This window comes from Massilia sp. S19_KUP03_FR1 (assembly GCF_036688685.1).
GTDB lineage: Bacteria > Pseudomonadota > Gammaproteobacteria > Burkholderiales > Burkholderiaceae_D > JALYUM01.
This window is the reverse complement of record NZ_JAQQPS010000025.1, coordinates 57,893-82,531: the sequence shown is the minus strand read 5'-3', so window position 1 is coordinate 82,531 and position 24,639 is coordinate 57,893. Positions and strand designations below refer to the sequence as shown.

The 24,639-nt window shown below is 60.4% G+C and carries 26 protein-coding genes; 18 read left to right on the top strand and 8 right to left on the bottom strand.

Annotation, left to right across the window (positions count from 1 at the left end):
• Positions 1-416 precede the first annotated feature (416 nt).
• From V6M87_RS23210 to V6M87_RS23160, 11 genes are all read left to right on the top strand, one after another.
• Positions 417-1,898, top strand: a complete 1,482-nt coding sequence (locus V6M87_RS23210; protein WP_332879040.1) for a B12-binding domain-containing radical SAM protein — start codon at positions 417-419, stop codon at positions 1,896-1,898.
• 67 nt (positions 1,899-1,965) lie between these two features.
• Positions 1,966-3,099 carry an MlaE family ABC transporter permease gene (locus V6M87_RS23205; RefSeq protein WP_332879039.1) on the top strand — a complete coding sequence of 378 codons (1,134 nt, stop codon included), beginning with the start codon at positions 1,966-1,968 and terminating at the stop codon, positions 3,097-3,099.
• The gene (locus tag V6M87_RS23200) at positions 3,099-3,962 is read left to right on the top strand and encodes an ABC transporter ATP-binding protein (protein WP_332879038.1); all 864 of its coding nucleotides are present in this window, start codon (positions 3,099-3,101) and stop codon (positions 3,960-3,962) included. The genes V6M87_RS23205 and V6M87_RS23200 overlap by 1 nt, the downstream gene beginning before the upstream one ends.
• Positions 3,962-4,921: an MlaD family protein gene (locus tag V6M87_RS23195; RefSeq protein WP_332879037.1), complete on the top strand. Its 960-nt coding sequence runs from the start codon at positions 3,962-3,964 to the stop codon at positions 4,919-4,921. The genes V6M87_RS23200 and V6M87_RS23195 overlap by 1 nt, the downstream gene beginning before the upstream one ends.
• Positions 4,922-4,932: 11 nt before the next feature.
• Positions 4,933-5,559, top strand: a complete 627-nt coding sequence (locus V6M87_RS23190) for an ABC-type transport auxiliary lipoprotein family protein (protein ID WP_332879036.1) — start codon at positions 4,933-4,935, stop codon at positions 5,557-5,559.
• A 2-nt stretch (positions 5,560-5,561) separates the two neighbouring features.
• Positions 5,562-6,755 (top strand): VanZ family protein, encoded by a 1,194-nt coding sequence (locus V6M87_RS23185; RefSeq protein ID WP_332879035.1) that lies wholly within the window; start codon positions 5,562-5,564, stop codon positions 6,753-6,755.
• 58 nt (positions 6,756-6,813) lie between these two features.
• The gene (locus V6M87_RS23180; protein WP_332879034.1) at positions 6,814-7,137 is read left to right on the top strand and encodes a (2Fe-2S) ferredoxin domain-containing protein; all 324 of its coding nucleotides are present in this window, start codon (positions 6,814-6,816) and stop codon (positions 7,135-7,137) included.
• A 17-nt stretch (positions 7,138-7,154) separates the two neighbouring features.
• Complete coding sequence (locus V6M87_RS23175) at positions 7,155-7,796, top strand: alpha/beta hydrolase (protein WP_442920633.1); 642 nt, start codon at positions 7,155-7,157, stop codon at positions 7,794-7,796.
• A 92-nt stretch (positions 7,797-7,888) separates the two neighbouring features.
• Entirely contained in the window at positions 7,889-9,037 is a 1,149-nt protein-coding gene (locus tag V6M87_RS23170; RefSeq protein WP_332879033.1) for a D-alanyl-D-alanine carboxypeptidase family protein, read from the top strand.
• Positions 9,038-9,094: 57 nt separating this feature from the next.
• Positions 9,095-10,021, top strand: coding sequence for an aldo/keto reductase (locus V6M87_RS23165; protein WP_332879032.1), 927 nt, complete (start codon positions 9,095-9,097; stop codon positions 10,019-10,021).
• 7 nt (positions 10,022-10,028) lie between these two features.
• On the top strand, positions 10,029-10,337 hold the full coding sequence (locus V6M87_RS23160; protein WP_332879031.1) for a metal-sensing transcriptional repressor: 309 nt from the start codon (positions 10,029-10,031) through the stop codon (positions 10,335-10,337).
• Here V6M87_RS23160 and pssA read toward each other — a convergent pair.
• Positions 10,334-11,113 (bottom strand): CDP-diacylglycerol--serine O-phosphatidyltransferase, encoded by a 780-nt coding sequence (gene pssA, locus V6M87_RS23155; RefSeq protein WP_332879030.1) that lies wholly within the window; start codon positions 11,111-11,113, stop codon positions 10,334-10,336. The genes V6M87_RS23160 and pssA overlap by 4 nt on opposite strands.
• A 135-nt stretch (positions 11,114-11,248) precedes the next feature.
• Here pssA and V6M87_RS23150 point away from each other — a divergent pair, with 135 nt between their 5' ends.
• Together V6M87_RS23150 and V6M87_RS23145 are read left to right on the top strand one after the other, a co-directional pair.
• A complete protein-coding gene (locus V6M87_RS23150; RefSeq protein WP_332879029.1) occupies positions 11,249-12,229 on the top strand; it encodes a CAP domain-containing protein in 981 nt (326 codons plus the stop codon).
• Positions 12,230-12,242: 13 nt separating this feature from the next.
• Positions 12,243-12,896 (top strand): Hpt domain-containing protein, encoded by a 654-nt coding sequence (locus V6M87_RS23145; protein WP_332879028.1) that lies wholly within the window; start codon positions 12,243-12,245, stop codon positions 12,894-12,896.
• On the opposite strand, the gene V6M87_RS23140 is transcribed toward V6M87_RS23145, so the two are convergent.
• Together V6M87_RS23140 and V6M87_RS23135 are read right to left on the bottom strand one after the other, a co-directional pair.
• Complete coding sequence (locus V6M87_RS23140) at positions 12,871-13,092, bottom strand: hypothetical protein (protein ID WP_332879027.1); 222 nt, start codon at positions 13,090-13,092, stop codon at positions 12,871-12,873. The genes V6M87_RS23145 and V6M87_RS23140 overlap by 26 nt on opposite strands.
• 239 nt (positions 13,093-13,331) lie before the next feature.
• Positions 13,332-13,904 carry a DUF1439 domain-containing protein gene (locus tag V6M87_RS23135; protein WP_332879026.1) on the bottom strand — a complete coding sequence of 191 codons (573 nt, stop codon included), beginning with the start codon at positions 13,902-13,904 and terminating at the stop codon, positions 13,332-13,334.
• 173 nt (positions 13,905-14,077) lie between these two features.
• On the opposite strand from V6M87_RS23135, the gene V6M87_RS23130 reads away from it, so the two are divergent.
• Both V6M87_RS23130 and V6M87_RS23125 read left to right on the top strand, forming a co-directional pair.
• A complete protein-coding gene (locus tag V6M87_RS23130; RefSeq protein ID WP_332879025.1) occupies positions 14,078-14,314 on the top strand; it encodes a hypothetical protein in 237 nt (78 codons plus the stop codon).
• Positions 14,315-14,346: 32 nt separating this feature from the next.
• Entirely contained in the window at positions 14,347-14,562 is a 216-nt protein-coding gene (locus V6M87_RS23125; protein ID WP_332879024.1) for a hypothetical protein, read from the top strand.
• A gap of 18 nt (positions 14,563-14,580) precedes the next feature.
• On the opposite strand, the gene mnmE is transcribed toward V6M87_RS23125, so the two are convergent.
• From mnmE to rpmH, 5 genes are all read right to left on the bottom strand, one after another.
• Positions 14,581-15,960, bottom strand: coding sequence for a tRNA uridine-5-carboxymethylaminomethyl(34) synthesis GTPase MnmE (mnmE, locus tag V6M87_RS23120; protein WP_332879023.1), 1,380 nt, complete (start codon positions 15,958-15,960; stop codon positions 14,581-14,583).
• Positions 15,961-16,229: 269 nt separating this feature from the next.
• Positions 16,230-17,933: a membrane protein insertase YidC gene (gene yidC, locus V6M87_RS23115; protein ID WP_332879022.1), complete on the bottom strand. Its 1,704-nt coding sequence runs from the start codon at positions 17,931-17,933 to the stop codon at positions 16,230-16,232.
• 12 nt (positions 17,934-17,945) lie between these two features.
• Positions 17,946-18,197: a membrane protein insertion efficiency factor YidD gene (yidD, locus tag V6M87_RS23110; protein ID WP_332879021.1), complete on the bottom strand. Its 252-nt coding sequence runs from the start codon at positions 18,195-18,197 to the stop codon at positions 17,946-17,948.
• A complete protein-coding gene (gene rnpA, locus V6M87_RS23105; protein ID WP_332879020.1) occupies positions 18,194-18,598 on the bottom strand; it encodes a ribonuclease P protein component in 405 nt (134 codons plus the stop codon). Before rnpA ends, yidD begins: the two co-directional genes overlap by 4 nt.
• Positions 18,599-18,630: 32 nt before the next feature.
• Complete coding sequence (rpmH, locus tag V6M87_RS23100) at positions 18,631-18,765, bottom strand: 50S ribosomal protein L34 (RefSeq protein ID WP_057289000.1); 135 nt, start codon at positions 18,763-18,765, stop codon at positions 18,631-18,633.
• Positions 18,766-19,089: 324 nt separating this feature from the next.
• Here rpmH and dnaA point away from each other — a divergent pair, with 324 nt between their 5' ends.
• The 3 genes from dnaA to gyrB all read left to right on the top strand — a co-directional run bounded on the left by dnaA (position 19,090) and on the right by gyrB (position 24,590).
• Entirely contained in the window at positions 19,090-20,514 is a 1,425-nt protein-coding gene (gene dnaA / locus V6M87_RS23095; protein WP_332879019.1) for a chromosomal replication initiator protein DnaA, read from the top strand.
• A 240-nt stretch (positions 20,515-20,754) separates the two neighbouring features.
• The gene (dnaN, locus tag V6M87_RS23090) at positions 20,755-21,861 is read left to right on the top strand and encodes a DNA polymerase III subunit beta (RefSeq protein ID WP_332879018.1); all 1,107 of its coding nucleotides are present in this window, start codon (positions 20,755-20,757) and stop codon (positions 21,859-21,861) included.
• A gap of 227 nt (positions 21,862-22,088) precedes the next feature.
• Positions 22,089-24,590, top strand: a complete 2,502-nt coding sequence (gene gyrB, locus V6M87_RS23085; protein WP_332879017.1) for a DNA topoisomerase (ATP-hydrolyzing) subunit B — start codon at positions 22,089-22,091, stop codon at positions 24,588-24,590.
• Positions 24,591-24,639 lie beyond the last annotated feature (49 nt).

The following is a 24,639-nucleotide window of genomic DNA, read 5'->3' as shown; positions in this document are numbered from 1 at the left end:
CAAGAACCGAAGTTCTTGGCACCTTCATCAAACGCCCACACTTATCGACTGTTAATTTTTAAAGAACTTTATTCGGTGTTGCATCTTGCAGCTTGTTGACAAAGCGTTTTGTTTGTCAGCCGCGAAGAAGAAAGAGTATGAAGCGTTTTGCGCTGTTCGTCAACTTCTTTTTCTGCCCTGTTTCAGAAACAGTCCCCGTACATCTCGTCGCAACCTGTTGATTTGTTGCAGCAATTTGCTGGGAGGCGAACTATAACAAACGGCTTCAAATTCTTCAAGGGGCTACGGGAAATAACTCTGCAGGAAGCTCAGAATGGATCCCGTCGTTCGCCGGGATGACGGTCTCGAGGCCGGGATGACGGTCTCGAGGGTTCTGGCGGAGGTAAAATGCATCTTTTGGCTGGCGCTCCATCTATATGACTATCGTTCTATCAACGCTTAATGCCCGCTACGCCCATGCTTCGCTGGGACTGCGCTATTTGCTTGCCAATATGGGCGAGCTGACAGAACAGACGTCGATCCAGGAATTCGTCATCGGTGCGAAGACGACCGAGATGGTGGAGCGCTTGCTGGCTGCCGCGCCAAGAATCGTCGGATTCGGCGTGTATATATGGAACGTTGAGGAGACGACCCGCGTCGTGGCCATGCTCAAGCAGGTGGCGCCGCACGTGGCCATCGTTTTGGGTGGTCCGGAAGTGTCGCACGAGACCAATGGACAAGAGATCGTCCGGCTGGCTGATTACGTCGTCACCGGCTGGGGCGATGTCACCTTGCCCAAGCTGTGCGCGGACATCCTGAATGGCCCCAAGCCGCTGATGAAAGTCCATGCGGGCGTGCAGCCACCCATGGCGGAAATCGCCCTGCCTTACTCTTTATATAGTGATGGCGATATCGCGCACCGCACCTTATATGTAGAGGCCTCGCGCGGCTGCCCGTTCAAATGCGAATTCTGCCTGTCGGCGCTCGACAAGACTGCCTGGCCCTTCCCGCTCGACAATTTCCTGGCGCAGATGGAAACCATGCATGCGCGCGGCGCGCGGCTGTTCAAGTTCGTCGACCGCACATTCAACCTGAATGTGAAGACCAGCCTGAAGATCATGCAGTTCTTCCTCGATAAAATCGCGGCGAACCCGGACGATCCGGTGTACGCCCACTTTGAACTGGTGCCCGATCACCTGCCCGATGCGCTGAAAGCCGGCATCGCCCAGTTCCCGCCCGGCGCGCTGCAATTCGAAATCGGCATCCAGAGTTTCAATCCAGAAGTGCAAGCGCTGGTCAGCCGGCGCCAGGACAATGCCAAGGCCGCCGAAAATATCCGCTGGCTGATGGAGCATTCCCACGCCCACTTGCACGTCGATTTGATCGCCGGTTTGCCAGGTGAAGACGTGGCCAGCTTTGCGCGCGGGTTCGACCAGCTGGTCGCACTCGGCCCGCACGAAATCCAGTTCGGCATCTTGAAACGCCTGCGCGGCACGCCGATCATCCGCCATACCGAAGCATTCAAGATGGTATTCGACCCGTATCCGCCCTACACGGTTCTGAGTACGCGCGATATCGATTTCCCAACCATGCAGCGCCTGGTGCGCTTCGCGCGCTACTGGGACCTGGTGGCCAATTCGGGCCGCTTCGCCAATACCGTGCTGTACATCATGGGCAAGGCGCCGTTCGAAAATTTCATGTCGTTCGCCGACTGGATTTATGCGCGCACCGATGCGACCCACCGCATCGCCCTCGACCGCCTCGCCGGCCTCGTACGCGAATGGCTACAGGTATGCGGCATGCCGAAAGACGAAGCGGTGGCCCTGGTCGCCAGCGATTATGCCGGCCGCGTCGATGCGCCGGCCGCCAAACCGGCCGTGGTCGCACCGATGCGTCAGGCGCGCCATCTGGCCGCGTAACCATAAGTTATTTGGTTTACAACGATGACGTGTGGCAGAGGAATCGTTTCTCTTTTACACTGGCGCAATGCCGATTGAAAATGCGCCAACATTAACCACCCAACCATCCGAAGCCGGCCAGGCGCCGTCGGCTGTCGCCGGCGGCATCTGGCAAGTCCACGCCCTCTCTGAAAAGGGCATATTAAAAGGCTTGAACGCCAACTTGCAGGCGCTCAAGCAGCAGCCCGACGTCGCCTGGGACTTGTCGCAAGTGAGCAGCCTGGACCACATCGGCGCGCAATTGTTCTGGAATGCATGGGGCAAAAAGCGTCCTGCCCAGCTGACCTTGGCGCCGAAACAGGAAGATCTGTTCAAGCGCATCGAGGAAGCCGGCAAGAAAGAACCGCCACGCACAAGGCCGAAACGCGTCAACCTGGTCATGCGGCTCGGTTTTGCGCTGCTGGTGTTTTTCGAGCACATGCAGGGCTTTATTAAGTTGATTGGCCAGGTGATCCAGGATTTCTGGCGCTTCATCAAGCGCCCGGCCTTGGGCCCGTGGCGCGAAATTTCCGCGAATATTTATCACGCCGGGTTCCAGGCGCTGGGCGTCACCGCCCTGGTCGGTTTCCTGATTGGCGTGGTGCTGTCTTACCTGTCGGCGCAGCAGCTGCGCATGTTTGGCGGCGACATGTACCTGGTGAACATCCTTGGCATGAGCGTGATCCGCGAACTGGGGCCCTTGCTGGCGGCGATTCTGGTGGCGGGCCGTTCCGGCTCGTCAATCACGGCGCAGCTGGGCGTCATGCGCGTCACCCAGGAACTCGACGCGATGCTGGTCATGGGAATCTCGCACGGCTTCCGGCTGATCCTGCCGAAAGTCATTGCGCTCGCAATCTCCATGCCGCTGCTGGTCGTGTGGACCGACGCCATGGCCTTAATTGGCGGTATGGTTTCAGCCAAAGTCGAACTGGGTTTATCGGGGCGTTATTTCCTGCAAAAGTTGCCGGATGCGGTACCGCTGGCTAACTATGTGATTGGCATATTAAAAGGCATTACCTTTGGCGTGCTGATTGCGCTGGTGTCGTGCCATTTCGGCCTGCGCATCAAGCCGAATACGGAAAGCCTGGGCAAAGGCACGACCACCTCGGTTGTCACCGCGATCACCGTCGTGATCCTGGCCGACGCCGTGTTTGCCATCATTTTTAACGGCGTGGGGTTTTAATGGACGGCGAAAAACCGAAGCCGAAACGCCGCAGCCAAAGCTTGAACCGCACGCCGGAAGGCGATGTTGGCGAGGTGGTCGTGCAAATCGAGGGACTGTGGACCAAATTCGGCCGCACGGTGGTGCACCAGGATTTGAACCTCGATATTTATGCGGGCGAGATCCTGTCGATCGTGGGCGGCTCCGGTACCGGAAAAACGGTGCTGCTGCGCCAGATGCTGGGCCTCGAAACGCCCAGCAAGGGTACAGTGCGGGTGTTCGGCGTCGACATCAGCAGCGCCCAGGCCGAGCAGCTGCAGAAAATGCGCAACCACTGGGGCATGCTGTTCCAGGAAGGCGCGCTGTATTCGGCCTTGTCCGTGTTCGACAATATCGCGCTGCCGCTGCGCGAATTGCGCGCGCTGCCGGAAGACGTGATTTATGACGCGGTCATGCTGAAAATGGACATGGTCGGACTGGGCATGGAACACGCGATCAAAATGCCGGCCGATTTATCCGGCGGCATGGTCAAGCGCGCGGCGCTGGCCCGTGCCCTGGCGCTGGAGCCGCAATTGCTGTTCCTCGATGAACCAACCGCCGGCCTGGATCCCGATTTGTCGGACGCGTTCGTCGATCTGATCCAGACCCTGCACCGCGAACTGAAACTGACGGTGGTGATGGTGACGCACGATCTGGACACACTGTTTGCGTTGTCCTCGCGCATCGCCGTGCTGGCAGACAAGCACGTGATCGCGATCGGCCCCACCCGCGCGGTGCTGGCGGTGGACCATCCCTTCATCAAACAATTTTTCCTGGGCGAACGCGGGCAACGGGCACTCGAAGTACTCGACGACCGCGACGCCGGGACGGATACGGAGAATTAATGGAAAACAGATCACACGCCCTGATGACAGGAATTTTTACGCTGGTATTGCTGGCGGCGGCCGTTCTGGCAGGCCTCTGGTTCAATCGCGACCGCACCGAACGCATTCCATTCCAGATTGCGACCACCCAGTCGATTCCCGGCCTGAATCCTCAGGCGGCAGTGCGTTATCGCGGCCTCGAAGTGGGCCGCATCGACGAGATCGTGTTCGACCCGCGCGCCACCGGCCAGATTCTCATCAAACTGTCGGTCGATACCGGCTCGCCGATTACCACCACGACGTTTGCGTCGCTTGGCTATCAAGGCGTCACCGGTATCGCGTTCATTCAACTGGACGATGACAGCACCGGTTCGCCGTTATTGCCCAGCAGTGAAAAACAGGTGGCCCGCATTCCGCTGCGTCCTGGCTTGCTCGATCAGATCGAAAAGCGCGGTCTCGCCATCCTCAATCGCACCGAGCATATAACGGACAGCCTCGATAAAATGCTGAACCCCGAAAACGCCGCCAAGATCACCAAGGCTATCGACAATATCGGCAACGCCGCCGAAGCGTTCGCCGCCATTCCCGCGCGGCTGGAGCCGACCATTTCCCGCATACCGGCCATCACCGCCAAGTTCGACCGCGACCTGGACTCGTTCGGCAGCGCGACTACCAACGTCGCCTCGGCCGCCAAGCGTTACGAAGACCTGGCGGCCAGCCTGCAGGCGCCGGACGGCGCCATTAACCGCCTGAACAGCACGCTCACCCGCGTCAGCGCGTCAGTCGATGGCGTGACCAGCAACCTGGAACTGCAAACGCTGCCGCACCTGACCGCCATGACCGATGAAGCGAAGTTGTCGCTGCGCGCCGTCAAGCGCACGGCCAATTCGCTGACTGACCGGCCGCAAAGCATCCTGTTCGGCGCACCGAACGCAACGCCAGGGCCGGGTGAACCCGGCTTTGTCGCCCCGAACAAATGAGGACCGATCCGATGACCGTACACAAACACCTGCAGCGCCTGATGATGGTCGCCGCCCTCGCCACCGCCGCGCAACTGGCCGGCTGTGCCTCGAGCAAGGGCACGCCCAACACGACCTACGATTTCGGCCCTGCGCGCGTGCCGGCGGCGGCCAGCGCGGCGCCAGCCGGCTTGCGCAATTCGCTGGTGGTCACCGATGTGACCGGCTCGGCATCGTATGACAGCGAACGCATCTTTTATCGCCTGAACTATGCCGATCCGCTGCAGGCGCGGTCGTATGCCAACAGCCGCTGGAGCACCACGCCGCTGCAAATGGTGACCCAGCGCTTCAAGACGCGCCTGGCCCAGGCCGGCGCCAAAGTGCTGTCGACCGCTGACGCTTCCACCGGCGTTTCCATCCTGCGCGTGGATGTCGACGATTTCATCCACACCTTCACCAATGCGGCGCAAAGCGAAGGCGAAGTGGCCGTGCGCGCGTCGCTGTTCGAGGGCCACGTGCTGGTCGACCAGAAAAGTTTCCGCCGCACGACGCCGGCCGCCACGGCCGACGCCGGCGGCGGCGCCACGGCCCTGGCTGCCAGCACCGATGCGGTCGCGGCCGATATCGTGGCGTGGCTGGCGGCGCTGCCGCCGCGCTAAGCATGACGCAGGACGACACACCGGTCCCGGCCGGACCGAAGCCGGCGCCCGGCAAAATCGATCCCGGCGCACTGGGACCGGCCGCGGCGATTGCGCCACGCGGCTCGCCGGTCGCGCGTGCGGCCCTGCTCGCCTACTTCCTGCTGATTGTGTATGCCAGCTGGTTTCCGTTTTCCGGTTGGCACGATAACGGCCTGTCCCCGTTCAGTTATCTGAATCTCGTCAAGCAACGCTATTGGACCGGTTTTGATGCCGGCGTGAATGTGGTCGGCTATATGCCGCTCGGCGCCTTGATCGTGCTGGCCTTGTATCCGCGCGTGCGCGGCATGTGGGCGCTGCTGCTCGGCATCGTGGGCGGCATCCTGGTAGCGGGCAGCATGGAAGCGGTGCAGACTTACCTCCCCAGCCGGGTGCCATCAAACCTGGACCTGTTGACCAATTCCATCGGCGGCCTGATCGGCGCCCTGATCGGCGTGCGCATCACCCGCGCGCTGATGGTCCACAGCCGCCTGTACGCGCTGCGGCGGCGCTGGTTCACTTCGCACGCCAGCCAGGGTTTGGTGCTGATCGCACTGTGGCCCGTGGCCCAGCTGTATCCGCAGGGCTATTTGTTTGGCCACGGCCAGGTGCTGCCGATCCTGTCGGACTGGCTGTCGCTCTGGCTCGATACGCCGATCGACCTGGTCAGCCTGCTGCGACCCGGCGCCGGCATGAGCGTCGAACAATACTGGCTCTCGGAGACCATCATCACCGCCTGCGGCATGACTGGCGCCGTCCTCACGATGCTGTGCCTGGTACGTCGGGGTGCGCCACGCTTTTTACTGATGGGTTTGCTGTTGGCCGCCGCGCTGACCGTCAAAACCATTTCCACATCACTCTTGTTCGGCCCCGATAACGGTTTCGTCTGGATGACGCCAGGCGCCAATGGCGGCTTCCTGATCGGCGTCATCATGCTGTCGGGCCTGGCGTTCGCGCCGCAGGTGGCGCAGCGACGGCTGGCGGTCGTGACACTTGTGCTGAGCCTGTTGGTGGTCAACACGATTCCGGTCAATCCGTATTTCATTTCCACGTTGCAAGGATGGGTGCAGGGAAAATTCCTGAACTTCAATGGCGCGGCGCAATTCCTGTCGCTGCTGTGGCCCTTCTTTGCCCTCTGGTTCCTGGTCCTGCCATCGCACAAGCTCAATCGTCACTGAACATGGTGCGTTGCTGCGGGTATCATGGAGGCCATCTACCGACTTCAGCGAGAACATCATGAGCGACGCCAAACCATTCTTCCAGCAGCACGTGTTTTTTTGCATGAACCAGCGCGAAGACAACAGCCGCGCCAGCTGCGGCCAGCACAACGCGGAAGGCGCGCAGAAGCACGCCAAGAAACGCATCAAGGAACTGGGCCTGTCGGGCCCGGGCAAGGTGCGCATCAACCAGGCCGGCTGCCTGGACCGCTGCGAAGAAGGCCCGGTCCTGGTCGTCTATCCACAGGGCACCTGGTACACCTATGTCGACAACCAGGACATCGACGACATCATCGACACCCACATCGTTGGCGGCAAAATCGTCGACCGCCTCAAAATCTAAATCAGCCCAGCATACGTATGAATGTCCTGAACAAACACTCGCGCCAATTTACCCTCGACGGCAATGCCGGCAAAATGGAATGCCTGCTGGACGCACCGGACGACGATGCCGTGCCGATCGGTATCGCGCTGGTCGCCCACCCGCATCCGCTGTACGGCGGCACCATGGAAAACAAGGTCGCCCACGCACTGGCGCGCACCTTCGTCGGGCTCGGCTACGTGGTCGCGCGCTTCAATTTTCGCGGCGTTGGCGCGTCCGAAGGCGTGTACGACGAGGGGATCGGCGAAACCGACGACATGCTCATCATGTACGACTACATGGTCAGCGAATTTCCCCATTTACCGGTCGCACTGGCCGGTTTTTCGTTCGGCACTTTTGTGCAGGCACGCCTGCAGCAGCGCCTGGAAAGCGAAGGCCGTCCTGCCGAGCGCCTGGTGCTGGTCGGCACCGCCGCCGGCAAATGGCCGATGCCGCCGGTGCCCGCCGACACCATCCTGATCCATGGTGAAGTCGATGACACCATTACACTCACGCAAGTGTTCGACTGGGCCCGCCCGCTCGATATTCCCGTGATCGTGGTTCCCGGCGCCGACCACTTTTTCCACCGCAAACTTGGCCACATCAAAAATTTCGTTACGCAGCTTTGGCGTCGTAACTAAGCCGGGCGTGCGGCTATAATTAGCCCTCTTCTCACAGGCAATGCCGCGGTGTATTGCCTCGCACCACCACTTTGATTGACGACACCCCTCCCATGAAAAAACTCTTAGCGGCTGTGGCCGCCAGTATCCTCGTGATGTCCGCTGCCGGTGCACAAACCGTCCCGGCACCATCGATTGCCGCCAAATCGTGGCTCCTGCTTGACGCCACCAGTGGCCAGATCATTGCTGCACAAGACCCGGCCGCCCGCATCGAACCGGCATCGCTGACCAAGATCATGACGGCCTACGTGACCTTCCGTGCTATCCAGGACAAAAAATTGTCCGTGGATCAGATGGTCAACGTCTCGGTGCGCGCCTGGAAGGTCGACAACAGCAGTTCGAAAATGTTCATTGATCCGGCCACGCCCGTTAAAGTCAACGATTTGCTGTACGGCCTGATGGTGCAATCGGGTAACGATGCTGCCGTTGCACTGGCCGAAGCCGTCGCCGGCGACGAAGGCACCTTCGTGACGCTGATGAACCGCGAAGCGCAGCGCATGGGCCTGAAAAACACCAAGTTTGCGAATCCGCACGGTTTGCCGAGCCCGGACAATTATTCGACCGCACATGACTTGTCGGTTCTGGCCGCGCACGTCATCAAGGACTTCCCCGAGTTTTACAAGATCGACTCGGTCAAGCAATTTACCTACAACAAGATCACCCAGCAGAACCGCAACCGCCTGCTGTGGCTGGACCCGACCGTCGACGGCATGAAGACTGGCCACACGGAAGCGGCCGGCTATTGCATGATTGCCTCTGCTCACCGTCCGAATGGCACCATGGGCGAGCGCCGCCTGATTTCGGTCGTGCTGGGCACCAGCTCGGACGCGGTGCGCACCCAGGAAAGCCAGAAGCTGCTCAATTGGGGCTTCCAGAACTTCGATACGGTCAAGCTGTACGCCAAAGGCCAGCCTATCGCCACGCCTGAAGTCTGGAAAGGCAGCAAGCCTTCCGTCAAGATCGGCTTCGCGCAAGACGTGCTGGTGACCGTGCCGAAAGGCGTCGCCGCCAAATTGAAACCTGTGCTTGAACGCAAGGATCCGCTGGTCGCGCCACTGGCGCTGAACGGCCAGGTCGGTACGCTCAAAATGATGGTCGACGGCAAGCCGCTGCTGGTGTTGCCGGTGGTGGCACTGGAAGAAGTGCCGGCGGCATCGTTCTTTGGCCGTAGCTGGGACTCGATGCGTTTGATGGTGAAGTAATTTGTTGTAACTCTCCAGGCGGCTTGCGAGCCGCCTTTTCTTTTTGAAAGCTTGCGCATGACCACTACCCTCCCCGCCGATTTAAGCTGTCCCCTCGTCACCACCCGCGCCGGCGGCCCCACGCTGTCACGCATTGTGGCCGGCATGTGGCGCATCGGCGATTGGGGCATGTCGGTGGAGCAACGTGTGGCCTTCATCGAACAATGCCTGGCGCTGGGCGTCACCAGTTTCGACCACGCCGACATCTACGGCAACTACAGCGCCGAAGGACTGTTCGGTGAAGCATTGCGCGCCCAGCCGTCGCTGCGCGAACGCATCCAGCTGGTGAGCAAATGCGGCATCAAGCTGGTGTCGCCGGCGCGGCCCCAGCATGGCATTCAACATTACGACACCAGCGCCGCCCACATCGTCGCGTCGGCCGAAGAATCGCTGCGCCAGCTCAGCACAGACCACCTCGATCTCCTGCTGATCCACCGTCCCGATCCCCTGATGGATTTCGACGACATCGCCGAAGCGTTCATGCGCCTGCGCGGGGCCGGCAAGGTACTGCACTTCGGGGTATCGAACTTTAGCCGCCATCAATTCGAATCGCTGAACCGACGCACGGCACTGGTGACTAACCAAGTGGAGTTTTCGCCGTTGGAGACAGCCCCGCTGTTCGATGAAACCTTCGATGGCTTGCAGGACCTGGGCGTGTCTCCGATGATCTGGTCGCCGCTCGCGGGCGGCCGCCTGTTCACGGCGACCGATGCACGTACTGAAGCGCTGCGCCACGTCATCAAGGGCATTGCCGACCGGATCGGGCAACCGTTCGCCAGCGTGGTGTTTGCCTGGATCATGCAGTTGCCGAGCAAACCGCTGCCGTTGACCGGTAGCGGGCGCATCGAAGCGATTGCCGTCGCGGTGGCCGGCACCACGTTCACGCTCAGCCGGGCGGACTGGTTCGCCATCCTGCGCGCCGCGCGCGGCCACGAAGTCGCGTGAGGCCGCCATGCTGCGACCGTTGACCATTGTCGAAGGCAGCGCACTGACCGCGCTGCAAAAGAAAGATTTGTTGAATCGTCTTGCGCGGGTGGAGGGCCAGTTGCGCGGCGTGCAGAAGTTGATTGCAATGGCGGACGTGCCTGGCGATATCGAAGCCACGGCACAGCAGATGGCGGCGGCACGCAAGGCGCTCGACCGCGCGTTCGTGCAGTTGCTGTCGGGGGCGATCGTCACCCAAAGCGGGAATGCGACCGACCTGGAGCAGGCGCGGGCCAGTGCGGCGCAGCTGGCCGCGCTGCTGGAGAAGTACGCTTAGTCCTGGTACACGAGTGGCGTCGGCACGCCGCGCCAACCGCCGCGCCACGCGATATTCAACAACAGCGTCGCACTGATATAAAACACGAAGAACAGCGCAAAAAAGCGCGTCTGCAGGAATGCCAACAAACCGGCCGCCAGCACCAATCCCACCAGCATAACTTTACCTTTCGGCTGTTTCGAGCTGGGAAAGCGGATGGTCGACACCATCAACGCGCCCACGCCAATCATCAGCGCCATCAGCATGAACCCCTGCCCCACGGTGCGCAAGGGATCGGGCCAGGCCACCACCACCGCAGCCACGCAGGCGGCGCCGGCAGTGATGGGCATACCGACAAAATAACGGGGATCGGTGCGCCCGACGCTGACATTGAAACGCGCCAGCCGCAGCGCCCCACACGCAACGAACACGAAACACGCCAAGCCGCCCATGCGCACCAAGGTCGGATGCGTCTCTGCCATCTGGGCGAATCCGTAACAATAAAGCAACAGCCCCGGTGCACAGCCAAAATTCATGACGTCGGCGATCGAGTCGAGTTGCATGCCGAATTCGGACGCCGTATTGGTGGCGCGCGCGACAAAACCGTCGAGTGCGTCGAACACACCGGCGAGCACCAGCAGAATGGCGGCAAGCCGATAATCGCCCGGGCTGCCGACTTGTGCGTTGTCGACGGAGATGACGATACTGGCGAATCCACAGGCGATCGAGAGCAGGGTAACGAAACTGGGCAGGGCAAACTTGGCGCGCGCGAGGCGCTGTTTACGGGTAGTGTTCACTGGATGCTCGTGCTATTGAGGTAGACAAGCATTCTACAGGCGCAATAGATATGATGACGCAATCCTGCCGACCGTCACTTTTACGCGTTTTCGCCTAGAATGATTTCCTTTCGCGATAGATATTCTGGAGGTTGTATGAACAAATTGCTACGTTTGCGCCCCTGGGCGGCAGGCTGTGCAGTCGCGTTGATGCTGGTTGCCTGCGGCGGTGGCGGCAGCGGCAATACGGCCACTCAGACAGTCTCGACGACGGACACAGGGAACGCTGGCGGCAGCGCCGGCACCACCGTTCCGGTGGAACCTGGCGCACCGGCACTCTCCGGCGATATCGCCACCGATGGCGTGAACTGGTTCAACTTTCGCCGCTCGCAAATTGGCGTGGCGCAGCTGGCCCGCAACAGCCTCATCGACCAGGCCGGCCTGAACCATTCGAATTACCAGCGCTTGAACAACCAGGTGACGCACGACGAAGTGGCCGGAAAATCGGGCTTCACGGGCGCGGAGCTGTCCGCGCGTCTGGCCCATGCCGGCTACACCTTTCCCAGCAACGCCAGCCGCGCTTACGGTGAAGTCATTTCTGCCACGAGCAGCAAATCGGGCGCATTCATGGCAGAAGAGCTGATTACCGCGATTTACCACCGCTTCGTGGTCTTCGAGCCCATGTTCAAGGAATTTGGCGGCGGCGCGGCCACGACGTCGGCCGGCTACACCTATTTCACCACCGATTTTGGCGCGCGCAATGGTTTTGGCAGCGGCATCACCGGACTCGTCACTTGGCCATACAACGGCCAGACCAGCGTGGCGCCCAATTTCTTCAGCGATTATGAAGAACCGGATCCGGTCGCAGGCATCAATGAAGTCGGCTATCCGGTCAGCGTGCATGCCAACATCAATGCCAACGTGACCGTGCAGTCATTCACGATCCAGCAACGTGGCGGCAGTAACCTGAGCGTCAAGCTACTCAGCGCAAGTGCTGATCCGAAGTACACGAGTGAATCAGTCGCCGCCATCGTGCCGCTGGCGCCATTGAAAGCCGCCACCGTGTACGACGTCAGCTTCGTCGGCGCTTTGGACGGCACGGCTATCACCAAAACCTGGTCGTTTACCACTAAATAAGATGATGGGATTTGTGAAACTACCCAACCTGCTGGACCCTGCCGATGAGATGTTCGGCGTCCCCCTCGACCTGGCCGGCGGCATCGAGCGCGTCATGGGCGACCGTGGCATGTTTGCCCGCATCCTGTCGCGCTTTCGCCTCGATTACGGCCGCGCGGCTTGCGCCATCCGCACAGCACTGAGCGAGGGCGACCGCCCATTGGCGCAACGCCTGACCCACACCTTGAAAGGCGCGTCCGGTTTGATCGAAGCGCGGCCACTGCATCTCCAGGCGCTTGCACTGGAAAACGTGCTGCGCGCGCACATCGACCATCGCACTGCCATGGACCGGCTCGAAACGGAGCTCAATCGGGTCTTGCGCGAGCTCGATAAATTGTTGAAAAACACCGCCGCTCCCGTTCCGCCCGGCAGCGTGGCCCAGCCAGCTGCGCCGCGCCGCACCGATATGCTCGAACGTTTGCGCCAGTTACTCGATGTGGGCGATGGGGCTGCGGTGGAATTATTTGAGGAATCGCGCCAGCAACTGACCGATGTGCTGGGTAAACAAGTAATGCAGGAATTGACGCTGGCGATGGACGCCTTCGACTTTGAACGCGCCCTGAAGTTGCTCGGTCAACCGGCCGCGCGGCCAACGCCGGACCTCAGGCCGGCATATTCTGGCCGCTGAACGCGGCCTCGTCGTCGAAGCCGTCGGCGCATTCCTTGCCGCAAAAACGACGCACATTATCCAGCGGTTTTTCGCAATACCAGCATGAGCCCTTGGGCGGCAGGTTATGCCTTGCCCGCGCCGGCGCCACGCTGACTGCCAGCGCCGGGTCTGCGTCACCGGCATCGTTGCGCGCACTGTCTTGTATCGTTTCCACATCGCCCCCTTACCCGGCAGCAAGTCAAAAATCGTCCAGCAAGATTACTTCAGTGAAATACCGCAGGCATGAGATTGCGCAAGCCCGGCACCGCTCGAAGGATCTTCCCGTCCATTTCGACACATCGAGTGTGCCCTGATTGTCGAGCGTGTGCAATCACCGCTACGTTTCATTCGAGGCTGTGAAGCGAGTATGCAACAAGTCTAATATTTCCTATTAGAAATAATACGGAACGGCTGTTAACGCTGGGGCTCCAGTGTGACCTGCAGGCCGGTGCGTGTCGTCACCAGGCGGGTGGGAACGAACTGGATACCAGCGTAACGCAAATCTTCCATGCGGAAGTTGTACACGGGGATGTCGCGCACCAGCTTGCTCATCAGCTTGTTGGCCGCCCCTGCAAGCTGCTGCTGGCGCGCACCATCGATACCGGACAGCGTGAAACTGTCGACCTGTGGCTCGCTCATGAAGACGGCGCCGCGTGTGGCATCAACGTACAGGCGTCCCGACAGGGCCAGTGTGCCCGTGAACGATTGCTGCATGAACGGCGGCGCAATGTACGCCTCGAGGCCAATGGCGACCCGGTCCGTTTCTGGCAGCAAGCTCAGGCGCGGATGGGAGAGGCGCAGGTCGAGCAAGTCGAACAGGCGGTTATCCATCGGAAAGCGGCGGTCCAGGCCGGCTTGCAACTTGGCCAGCGGAATCTCGACCTGGCGCGGGCCGGACAAGGTGCCGCAGCCGGCCAGCAAGCTACCCACAACGATGGTACTGGCCAGCGCAACGAGGCGGCGGCGTGGCAGGGAGGTCAGGGTCATGCAGGTTCCATATGGTTGGGAGAACAGAAAGCCTAGCACATCCATTTGCAGACGCACTGCCACGCGGGCGCAGCACGACGTCACGTCTTGCTTAAACGCATCATCGTCACCGTACATTCATATTTCAATAGATTCCTCGATGCAACGATCTTTTCACGTTGGGGAGGAACACCATGCTGTGTACCGGATGCGGCACCCAGCCCGCTGTCATCGGCCGCTTTTGCAGCCGTTGCGATTGTCGGGCCAGAAATGGTTTATTTGAAAGACGACGCCCGGTGGGGGGGGCGCAATGGCAGGCGCTGTGGGGCACCCGTTATGCCGAGGTGCCGGTAGAACGAAGGCGGCGCCAGCGCTGGCAACGCGGGGCAGCACTGGCGCTCATCGTGATGGCCGTCCTGATGGCGTTTTGAGCCCTTCCACATCGACGTCCATCGGAGACACCATGATTTGCACCGGATGCGGCACCCAATCAGCGGGTAGCGATAACGTTTGTGACGGTTGCGGAAAAAATGCACAGCGGCGCGTGTTTCGGCTGGGCCAGGCGATGCGCCAACAGGCGCCGCGGGGTGGCGGCAACGGATGGCGCTGGAGCGCGTTGTTATTACCCAGCGCGCTGGCTTTTACCATCGTCGGCATCGTTTTCCTGATCATGACCTGACCAGCACCGTGATACGCATCACTTCCCGATACAAAACCGGCTGAAAATCACGCCCAGCAAATCGTCCGGCGTGAACTGTCCCGTGATGCTCGACAGTTGCGTCTGCGCCAGCCGCAATTCTTCCGCAAACAGATCCAGCGACTGGTCCGTCTGCGCCGCGTGCGCGGCGGCGAAGTCGAGGTGCTGACGGGCATTGCGCAACGCGATCAGGTGCCGTTCACGCGCCAGATACAGCGATTCGCCAGTTTGTTGCCAGCCGGCGATGCGCAGCAATTCGGCGCGCAGCAGGTCGATGCCCTGGTGTTCGTTGGCGGACAAATACAAATGCGTGGCGTCCTCGCTGCGGTCGATGGCCGGGCGGTGGCCGGACAGGTCGATCTTGTTCCAGACCCGCAACACCGGCACGCCGCTTGGGAACGCGGCGACGATGGCTTCATCGGCGGCGCGCGGACCCAGGTCGGCGTCGAGCAGGTGCAGGATCACGTCCGCCTTTGCCACTTCTCCCCAGGTGCGCTCGATGCCGATGCGCTCGACCAGATCGACCTCGGCGTCGATCGGGCGGATGCCGGCCGTGTCGATGATGTTCAGCGGAATGCCTTCGATCTGGATCGTCTCGCTGACCTTGTCGCGCGTGGTGCCGGCGATCGGCGTGACGATGGCCACCTCGGCCCCGGCCAGCGCATTGAGCAGCGACGATTTGCCGACGTTCGGCTGGCCCACCAGCACGACATTCAAGCCCTCTCGCAGCAGGGCGCCCTGGGCGGCCTGACGGAACACGTGCTCGAGCGACTGGATGATCACGGCCAGCTGGCCGCGCGCATCCGACTTTTCCAGGAAATCAATTTCTTCTTCCGGAAAATCGAGGGTGGCTTCGACCAGCATGCGCAGGTGAATGGTTTGCTCGACCAGTGTGTGCACGACCTTTGAAAACGCGCCGGACAGTGATTGCGAGGCGGATTTCGCCGCGGCTTCGGTGGAGGCGTCGATCAGGTCGGCAACGGCTTCGGCCTGGGCCAGGTCGAGCTTGTCGTTCATGAAGGCGCGGCGGGTAAATTCGCCGGGCTCGGCCAGGCGCAAGCCGGCTTCCTTGCCCGCTTCCAGCACGCGCGTGAGCAACATTTGCAGGACGACCGGGCCGCCGTGGCCTTGCAGCTCGAGCACGTCTTCACCGGTGTACGAGTGCGGGCCGCGGAAGTACAGGGCCAGGCCTTCGTCGAGGATGTCGCCGTTGGCGGCCTTGAATGGCAGATAGGTCGCGTGGCGCGGGGTCAGGCTGACGCCGGGAAACAGGGTGTCGATCAACTGGGTCAGTTGCTTGCCGGAGGCGCGGACGACGCCGATGCCGCCGCGGCCCGGGGCGGTGGCGATGGCGGCGATGGGGGGGTTATCTAGTGTCATGGCGGAATTGTAGATGAAACGTGGGTAGTGTGACGGTGCGACGCTGCCCGCGTTGTTCACACCACCACTGGCTAAACCGTCATACCCGCGCAGGCGGGTACCCATCGCACGTCAAATGCACGCGCAATGTCTGCTCACCGTTGGCATAGGACCCCGCCTCCGCGGGGGTGACATGTTAACAATGGAACGGTTTTAACTTGAATTGAACTTGAACTGCTTAGTCGTAAAAAAGCCCGCGACTTGCACGGGCTTTTTGAATGGCGCAAAACTTATTTCAGCGGATCCGGCATCAGCTTCTTGTTGATCACCCACTGCTGCGCAATTGACAGCAGGTTGTTGACCACCCAGTACAGCACCAGGCCGGACGGGAAGAAGAAGAACATCACCGAGAAGATCAACGGCATGAACAGCATCATCTTGGCCTGCATCGGATCGGCCGGGGCCGGGTTCAGCTTTTGCTGGACGAACATCGAGATGGCGTACAGGATCGGCAGGATGCACCAAGGGTCATGCTGCGACAGGTCCTGAATCCACAGGATCCACGGCGCGCCGCGGAACTCGACCGACGACTGCAGCACCCAGTACAGGGCCAAAAACACCGGCATCTGCACCAGGATCGGCAGGCAGCCGCCCAGCGGGTTGATCTTTTCTTTCTTGTACAGCTCCATCGTGGCCTGGTTCATCTTGGCCGGATCGTTTTTGAATTTCTCGCGAATCGCGGTCATTTTCGGCGCCACGACTTTCATCTTGGCCATGCTGCGATAACCGGCAGCCGACAGCGGGAAGAACAGCAGCTTGATCAGGATGGTGAAGGCAACGATGGTCCAGCCCCAGTTGCCCAGCACATTGTGCAATTGCGTCATGACCCAGAAGATCGGTTTCGCAATGATGGTCAGCCAGATGTAATCCTTGACCAGGTCAAGGCCCGGCGCCACGGCTTCCAGGCGCTTCTCGTCCTGCGGACCCGAATACAGGCGTGCATCGGTCGACACGGTCGCGCTCGGCGCCACGGTGCCCATCGGCTGCACGGTGCTGATCGAATACAGGTTCGTCGCAACTTTTTCGGTGCGGATTTCACGCGGCGTGCTGGCCGGAATGAACGCCGAAACAAAGAAGTGCTGCGAAATGGCGATCCAGCCATCGGATGCCTTGGTGGCGTGCGATGCCTTGCCTTTTTCGATGTCCTCGAACTTCAGCTTGTTGTAGTGGTCCGTCGACGTGTACAGGGTCGGGCCGGTGTAGCTGCTGTTGAAGAACGAGTCGCCCACTGGCTTGTTACCGTCATGCAGCAGTTGCAGGTACAGCGATGGGGTGACAGGCGCAGCACCCGTGTTGGTCACGTCGTGACGCATGTCGATGACGTAGTCGCCGCGTTTGAAGGTGAAGGTCTTGGTCAGCTTGACGCCGCCTTGCGTGCCTTCCAGCACCAGTTGCACCTGGTTGCCATTATCCAGCGCGCGTGCGCCTGGTTTGGCGACGAAGATCGTGTTGTGGTTCGGCAGGCCGGCCGCACCCAACAGGCCGGTCTGGGCCAGGTAGGTCTTGCCGCCACCCTGCTCGAACAGCACTTCATTCTTCTCGCTACCGCGATTGGTCTGGCACTCTTTCGACAGACCGAAGCAGCCGCCCAGCCAGCCCGGATGCGTCGGCTCCTTGAACTTCAGCAGTTCCAGGCGACGAATCACGCCGCCGGCGGTGTCGATGTCGACCTTGAAGACGTCGGTGGTGACGGTGATGATTTCGCTTTTCAGGGCAGCCGGCAACGATGGATCTGCAACGACATTGCCCACGCCAGGCAAGGCGCCCGGCACCGGTGGCGCCAAGGCGGTAGCTGCCGGCACGGTCGCCACTTTCGGCGGCGGCGTCATCGAAAACATGGATTGCTTGCCGTTCGAGACCATCCAGTCATTCCACAGGATGACCAGCGAGACGGCGAACACGATCCACAGGATGGTACGTTTATTAATATCCATTGAGGTATTTCATCAGGAGTGGTGACAACCGCGAGCGGCTGAATGGGAATGGGGTGGCGGCACAGGATCGAGCCCGCCTTCGTTCCACGGATGGCAGCGGCAGACGCGGCGCAGGCTCAAATAACTCCCGCGCGCGGCGCCATGGCTGCGCAAGGCCTCGATCGCGTAATGCGAACAGGACGGGTAGAAACGGCAATTCTGGCCAAGCATGGGCGAGAGCACCAATTGGTACGCGCGCAGCAGGAAGACCAGGATTGTTTTCATGGGGCGTCGGGCGCCGGTTTTTTCATGGCCAGCGCCGACTGCGCCGCAAACAGGCGCGTCAATTCGACACGCAAGGCGGCTTTCAGGGCCGCCGTGGTGGCGGGGCCGTCCTTGGTGTTGACCGCTTTCGCCAGGCGCACGATATAGTCGATCGGCGGCAGCGGCGTAACGCGAAACAGCTCGCGCGTGACGCGCTTGATGGTGTTGCGCGTGGCCGCGCGCGGTGCAAACCGTTTGGCCGCGACAACGCCCAGACGCGCATGCGTCAGTTCGTTGGGCACCGCATGGAGCACGAAATGCGCGGTTTTTTGTGCTGGGCGCAAACGAAAAACGGATGAAAATTCATCCGTTTTAACGATACGCCGAACGCGCGCGAAGTCGTGTGAACCGTCGCCTGTCATGGCCGACTGAGCTTTAGCAGAAGCTGCCAGCCTTATACGGCCAGACGCTTGCGGCCTTTAGCGCGACGTGCGTTGAGCACTGCGCGGCCACCACGGGTAGCCATACGAGCGCGGAAGCCGTGCGTGCGCTTGCGACGGACGACGGAAGGTTGGTAAGTACGTTTCATGGTGGTCTCGCTTAAAGCAAAATTAACTGCAAAATCGGGTCTGACAGGCCGTCAGAATTCGGCGCCGGTGACATATCTTCACTCAGCAAATACGGTTTTCGCCCACTCACGCACAGTCACAATCCATGCAAAAGCACTGCTCTGCGCGGAAACATGGGCGGGGAACCTTGGATTAGAACCGATTTCCTCCCGTCCTGTCAAGGCCAGTGTTGTTCGGGTCGCTTGCGCCATCACAGCTTTGTCCGGCCGATAAATCCGATGCACCTGTGGATAACTTTGCTCGCGGCGGGTAGAATAGCGTGTTACGCCTCACTGATAGCATTCATGGAAAATTTTTGGCAGACCTGTTCCGCGCAACTGGAACTCGAGCTGACCCCGCAGCAATTCAGCGCGTGGATCAAGCCGCTGATCGCCCTCGATTACGAGGACGGCAAGCTGCGCATCGCCGCACCGAACCGCTTCAAGCTCGACTGGGTAAAGACCCAGTTCGCCTCGCGCATCACCGCCCTCGCCGCCCAGTATTGGGAAGCGCCGGTGGAGGTGCAGTTCGTGCTCGACCCGAAAAACAGCGCGCCTAAAAAAGCGGCAAGCTCATCGGCACCGATGGCGACCGGCGGGCAGGAAGTGCGTCCCGCGCCTGATGCGCCGATGTCACACTACGGCAACCCGATGTCGGGCAACGGTGGTGGTCAGGAAAACCTGAATATCGCCAACTCACCGCGCCGCGAGCAAAGCCGCATCAACACCGATTTGACGTTCGACAGTTTCGTGACCGGTAAGGCCAACCAGCTGGCGCGCGCCGCCGCAATTCAGGTGGCCAACAACCCGGGCGTGTCGTACAACCCGCTCTTCTTTTACGGCGGCGTGGGCCTGGGTAAAACCCACTTGATCCATGCGATTGGCAACCAGGTGATGGCGGACCAGCCGAACGCGCGCATCCGCTACATCCACGCCGAGCAGTACGTGCGCGACGTGGTGACGGCGTATCAGCGAAAAGGCTTCGACGATTTCAAGCATTACTACCACTCGCTGGACATGCTGCTGATCGATGATATTCAATTCTTCGGCGGCAAAAGCCGCACGCAGGAAGAGTTTTTCTATGCGTTCGAGGCGCTCATCGCCGCCAAGAAACAGATCATCATCACCAGCGACACGTATCCGAAAGAAATCACAGGCATGGACGACCGCCTGATTTCCCGTTTCGACTCCGGCCTGACGGTGGCCATCGAGCCGCCGGAGCTGGAAATGCGCGTGGCCATTCTGCTCAAGAAGGCGCAGTCGGAAGGCGTGACCTTCTCGGATGATGTGGCCTTCTTTGTTGCGAAACACTTGCGCTCGAACGTGCGCGAGCTGGAAGGCGCGCTGCGCAAGATCCTGGCGTACTCGCGTTTCCACGGCAAGGACATCACCATCGACGTGGTGAAGGAAGCGCTGAAGGATTTATTGTCGGTGCAGAACCGCCAGATTTCGGTGGAAAACATCCAGAAGACGGTGGCCGATTTCTTCAACATCAAGGTTGCGGACATGTACTCCAAGCGCCGCCCGGCCAACATCGCCCGGCCGCGCCAGATTGCCATGTACCTGGCCAAGGAACTCACGCAGAAGAGCTTGCCGGAGATCGGCGAACTGTTCGGCGGACGCGACCATACGACCGTGCTGCATGCGGTGCGTAAAATTGCCGGGGATCGGCAGAAGAACCCGGAGTGCAATCATGAGTTGCACGTGCTGGAGCAGACCTTGAAGGGCTAAGAACTGACCTTCACTGTTGGCCGAAAAGTCGTCATCCCGGAGAAGGCCGGGACCCATAACACGTGTGCACTTGTGGCAGCGTTGAGATCGCAGCAAAAGCACACTCAGCATGGGTACCGGCTTGCGCCGGTATGACGAAGTAAGCGTCAGTGGCAAAAGCAGTTAGCCACCAGCAATTTCTGGCAAAATAGCACTCGAATCAACACCGTTTTCACTAAATAAAACTTACTGAGGATACATATGCAACTGGTCAAAACCACCCGAGATACCCTTCTCCGGCCACTGCAGATCGTGAGTGGTATTGTCGAGCGTCGGCACACTATGCCGATTCTGGCCAATATCCTCATCCGCAAGGACGGCGAAGGCGTGTCCTTCCTGTCGACTGACACCGAAGTGCAGATCACCACGCACGCCAACATCGGCTCCGGCCCTGAAGTGGCTGGCACCACGGTTGCTGCGCGCAAACTGCTCGACATCCTGCGCGCGCTGCCGGAATCCGGCGACGTCACCATGACCCTGGTCAACAAGCGCCTGACCGTGCAAACCGGTAAATCGCGCTTCGCGCTGCAGACCCTGGCCGCCGAAGAGTTCCCGACCGTCTCGGTCGCCGATACCTACAACGCCACCGTCACGCTGCCGCAAAAGACGCTCAAGCACCTGTTCCAGATGGTGCACTTCTCGATGGCGCAGCAAGACATTCGCTACTACCTGAACGGCCTGCTGCTGGTGCTGGACGGCAACCACGTGATTGCGGTTGCCACCGACGGCCACCGCCTGGCCTTCTGTCAGGTCGCCACCGAGCAGACCTTCGCGCGCCAGGAAGTCATCATCCCGCGCAAGACCATCATCGAACTGCAGCGCCTGCTGGAAGAAAGCGACGAAACCGTCCAGCTCGACATCGCCGCTTCGCAAGTCAAGTTGACGTTTGCCGACATCGAGCTGGTCTCGAAGCTGGTGGAAGGCAAATTCCCTGACTACACGCGCGTGATTCCGAAGGGCTACAAGAACGACTTCACGATCGGCCGCGACGAACTGCTGCGTTCCCTGCAGCGCGCCGCGATCATGACGAGCGACAAATTCAAGGGCGTGCGCTGCATCATCACCCCGGGCAGCATGAAGATCAGCTCGACCAATGCCGACCAGGAAGAAGCCGTCGAAGAACTGGAAATCGACTACGGTGGAGATTCGGTCGATATCGGTTTCAACGTCACGTATCTGCTCGACGTGCTGAACAACCTGAAATGCGACCAGATCAACATCGCCCTGGGCGACTCAAACTCGTCGGCGCTGATTTCGATTCCCGATAACACCGACTTCAAATATGTCGTGATGCCGATGCGGATTTAATCGCAGCGATGGATGGGGCAGCATGATCGCTGCCCCATCCATGAACGCCCGCATTAGTTCGCGCACTAAAAACCGTCATCCCGGCGAAGGCCGGGACCCATACCACCTGTGCAGCATCGCAAACTCTTCAATACTGCATACGGGTTATAGGCCCCCGCCTCCGCGGGGGTGACGGTGGTAGCAGCAGCACCCCGCAACACCAGATACGTTTTTAGAGAAAGCAGTCCATGTCCGAGAACACGCAACCAAAACTCCCCGCAGCTTCAAAATCCGAAGACTACGGCGCCTCCTCCATTCAAATCCTGGAAGGTCTGGAAGCGGTGCGCAAGCGCCCGGGCATGTACATTGGCGACACCTCGGACGGCACCGGCCTGCACCACCTGGTGTTCGAAGTGCTGGACAACTCCATCGATGAATCGCTGGCCGGCTATTGCACCGAAATCCACGTCACTATCCACTCCGACAACTCGATCTCGATCACCGACAATGGCCGCGGCGTACCGACCGGCCTGAAGTGGGACGACAAGCACGAGCCAAAACGCTCGGCTGCCGAAATCGTCATGACCGAACTGCACGCCGGCGGCAAGTTCGACCAGAACTCTTATAAAGTGTCGGGCGGCCTGCACGGCGTGGGCGTCTCCTGCGTGAACGCGCTGTCGAAACTGCTGAAACTGACCATCCGCCGCGACGGCAAAGTCCACACCATGGATTTTGTCCGCGGCGTGCCGCAAGACCGCATCACCGAAATCATCGACGGCGTGGCCGTTTCACCAATCAAAGTCATTGGCGAGACCGATAAACGCGGCACCGAGGTCCACTTCTGGGCCGACGAAGAAATTTTTAATAACGTCGAATTTCACTACGAAATCCTGGCCAAGCGGATACGCGAGCTGTCGTTCCTGAATAATGGCGTGAACATCAAACTGTCCGACCAGCGCACCGGCAAGGAAGAATTGTTTGCATTCGAAGGCGGCACGCGCGGCTTCGTCGAATACATCAACAAAGCCAAAACCGTGCTGCACCCGACCGTGTTCCAGGCCACCGGCGAGCGCATGTCGGACCAGAACACGAATATCTCGGTGGACGTGTCGATGCAATGGAACGACGCCTACAACGAGCAAGTGCTGTGCTTCACGAATAACATCCCGCAGCGCGACGGTGGCTCGCACCTGACCGGCCTGCGTGCCGCAATGACGCGCGTGATCAACAAATACATCGACGAAAACGACTTCGCCAAAAAAGCCAAGGTCGAAATCTCGGGCGACGACATGCGCGAGGGACTCACTTGCGTGCTGTCCGTGAAAGTGCCGGAGCCAAAATTTTCGTCGCAAACGAAGGACAAGCTGGTGTCGTCGGAAGTGCGCGGCCCGGTGGAAGAAATCGTCGCCAAAACGCTGTCCGACTACCTGCAAGAGCGTCCGAACGACGCGAAAATCATCTGCGGCAAGATCGTCGAAGCCGCGCGCGCGCGCGAAGCGGCCCGCAAGGCGCGTGACCTGACGCGCCGCAAAGGCATCATGGATGGCCTGGGCCTGTCGTCGAAACTGGCCGACTGCCAGGAAAAAGACCCGGCCTTGTGCGAACTGTACATCGTCGAGGGTGACTCGGCAGGCGGCTCGGCGAAGCAAGGGCGCGACCGTAAATTCCAGGCCATTTTGCCGCTGCGCGGCAAGGTGCTGAACGTGGAAAAGGCGCGCTTTGAAAAGATGCTGTCGTCGGAGCAGATCACGACCCTGATCGCCACGCTCGGCACCTCGATCGGCCCGGACGAATTCAACGTCGATAAACTGCGCTATCACCGCATCATCATCATGACCGATGCGGACGTCGACGGCGCCCACATCCGCACCCTGCTGCTGACGCTGTTCTACCGCCAGATGCCGCAACTGGTCGAGCGCGGCCACATCTACATTGCCCAGCCGCCGCTGTACAAAGTGAAAGCCGGTCGCGACGAGCGTTACCTCAAGGATGACGTCGAGGAAGCCAGCTACATGATGAACGTGGCGCTGAACACGGCCGCGCTGATCCCGCGCGACGGCGCCGACGCCATCAGCGGCGACGCTTTGGGCGAGCTGGTGCGCGTCTACAACCTGTCGAACGCCATCATGATGCGCCTGACCCGCGTCATCGACCGCGCAGCCCTGACCGCCATCATGACCGGCGTGACGCTCGACCTGACCAGTGCAGAAGCGGCCGCAATGTCTGCCGCCGCCCTGGCCGAGACCATCGGCGACCCGGCGGTCAAAGTCGGCGTACGTTCCGATGACCTGACCGAAAAACACGCCCTGATCATCCAGCGTATGCACCACGGCAATGTAAAAGTCAGCGCAATCGATGCCGATTTCGTCGATGGCGTCGACTACACCGTCCTGGCCAATGCCGCCGCGACCTTCAAAGGTTTAATTGGCGAAGGCGCGTTCGTGCGCCGCGGCGAAGGGGACCGTATGAAAGAATCGGCCGTGGTCGATTTCCACCAGGCCATGGGCTGGTTGCGTGACGAAGCCGAACGCGGCGTGACGAAGCAGCGCTACAAAGGTCTGGGCGAGATGAACCCGGCGCAGTTGTGGGAAACCACGATGGATCCGACGGTGCGCCGCCTGCTCAAGGTGCAGATTGATGATGCGATTGCTGCGGATCAGATCTTCACGACGTTGATGGGGGATGACGTGGAGCCGCGCAGGCACTTTATTGAGTCGAATGCGCTAAGGGCGGGGAATATTGACGTCTGATTTTTAGATTCTATTAAAAAACGGCCCGCGGGCCGTTTTTTATTAAACA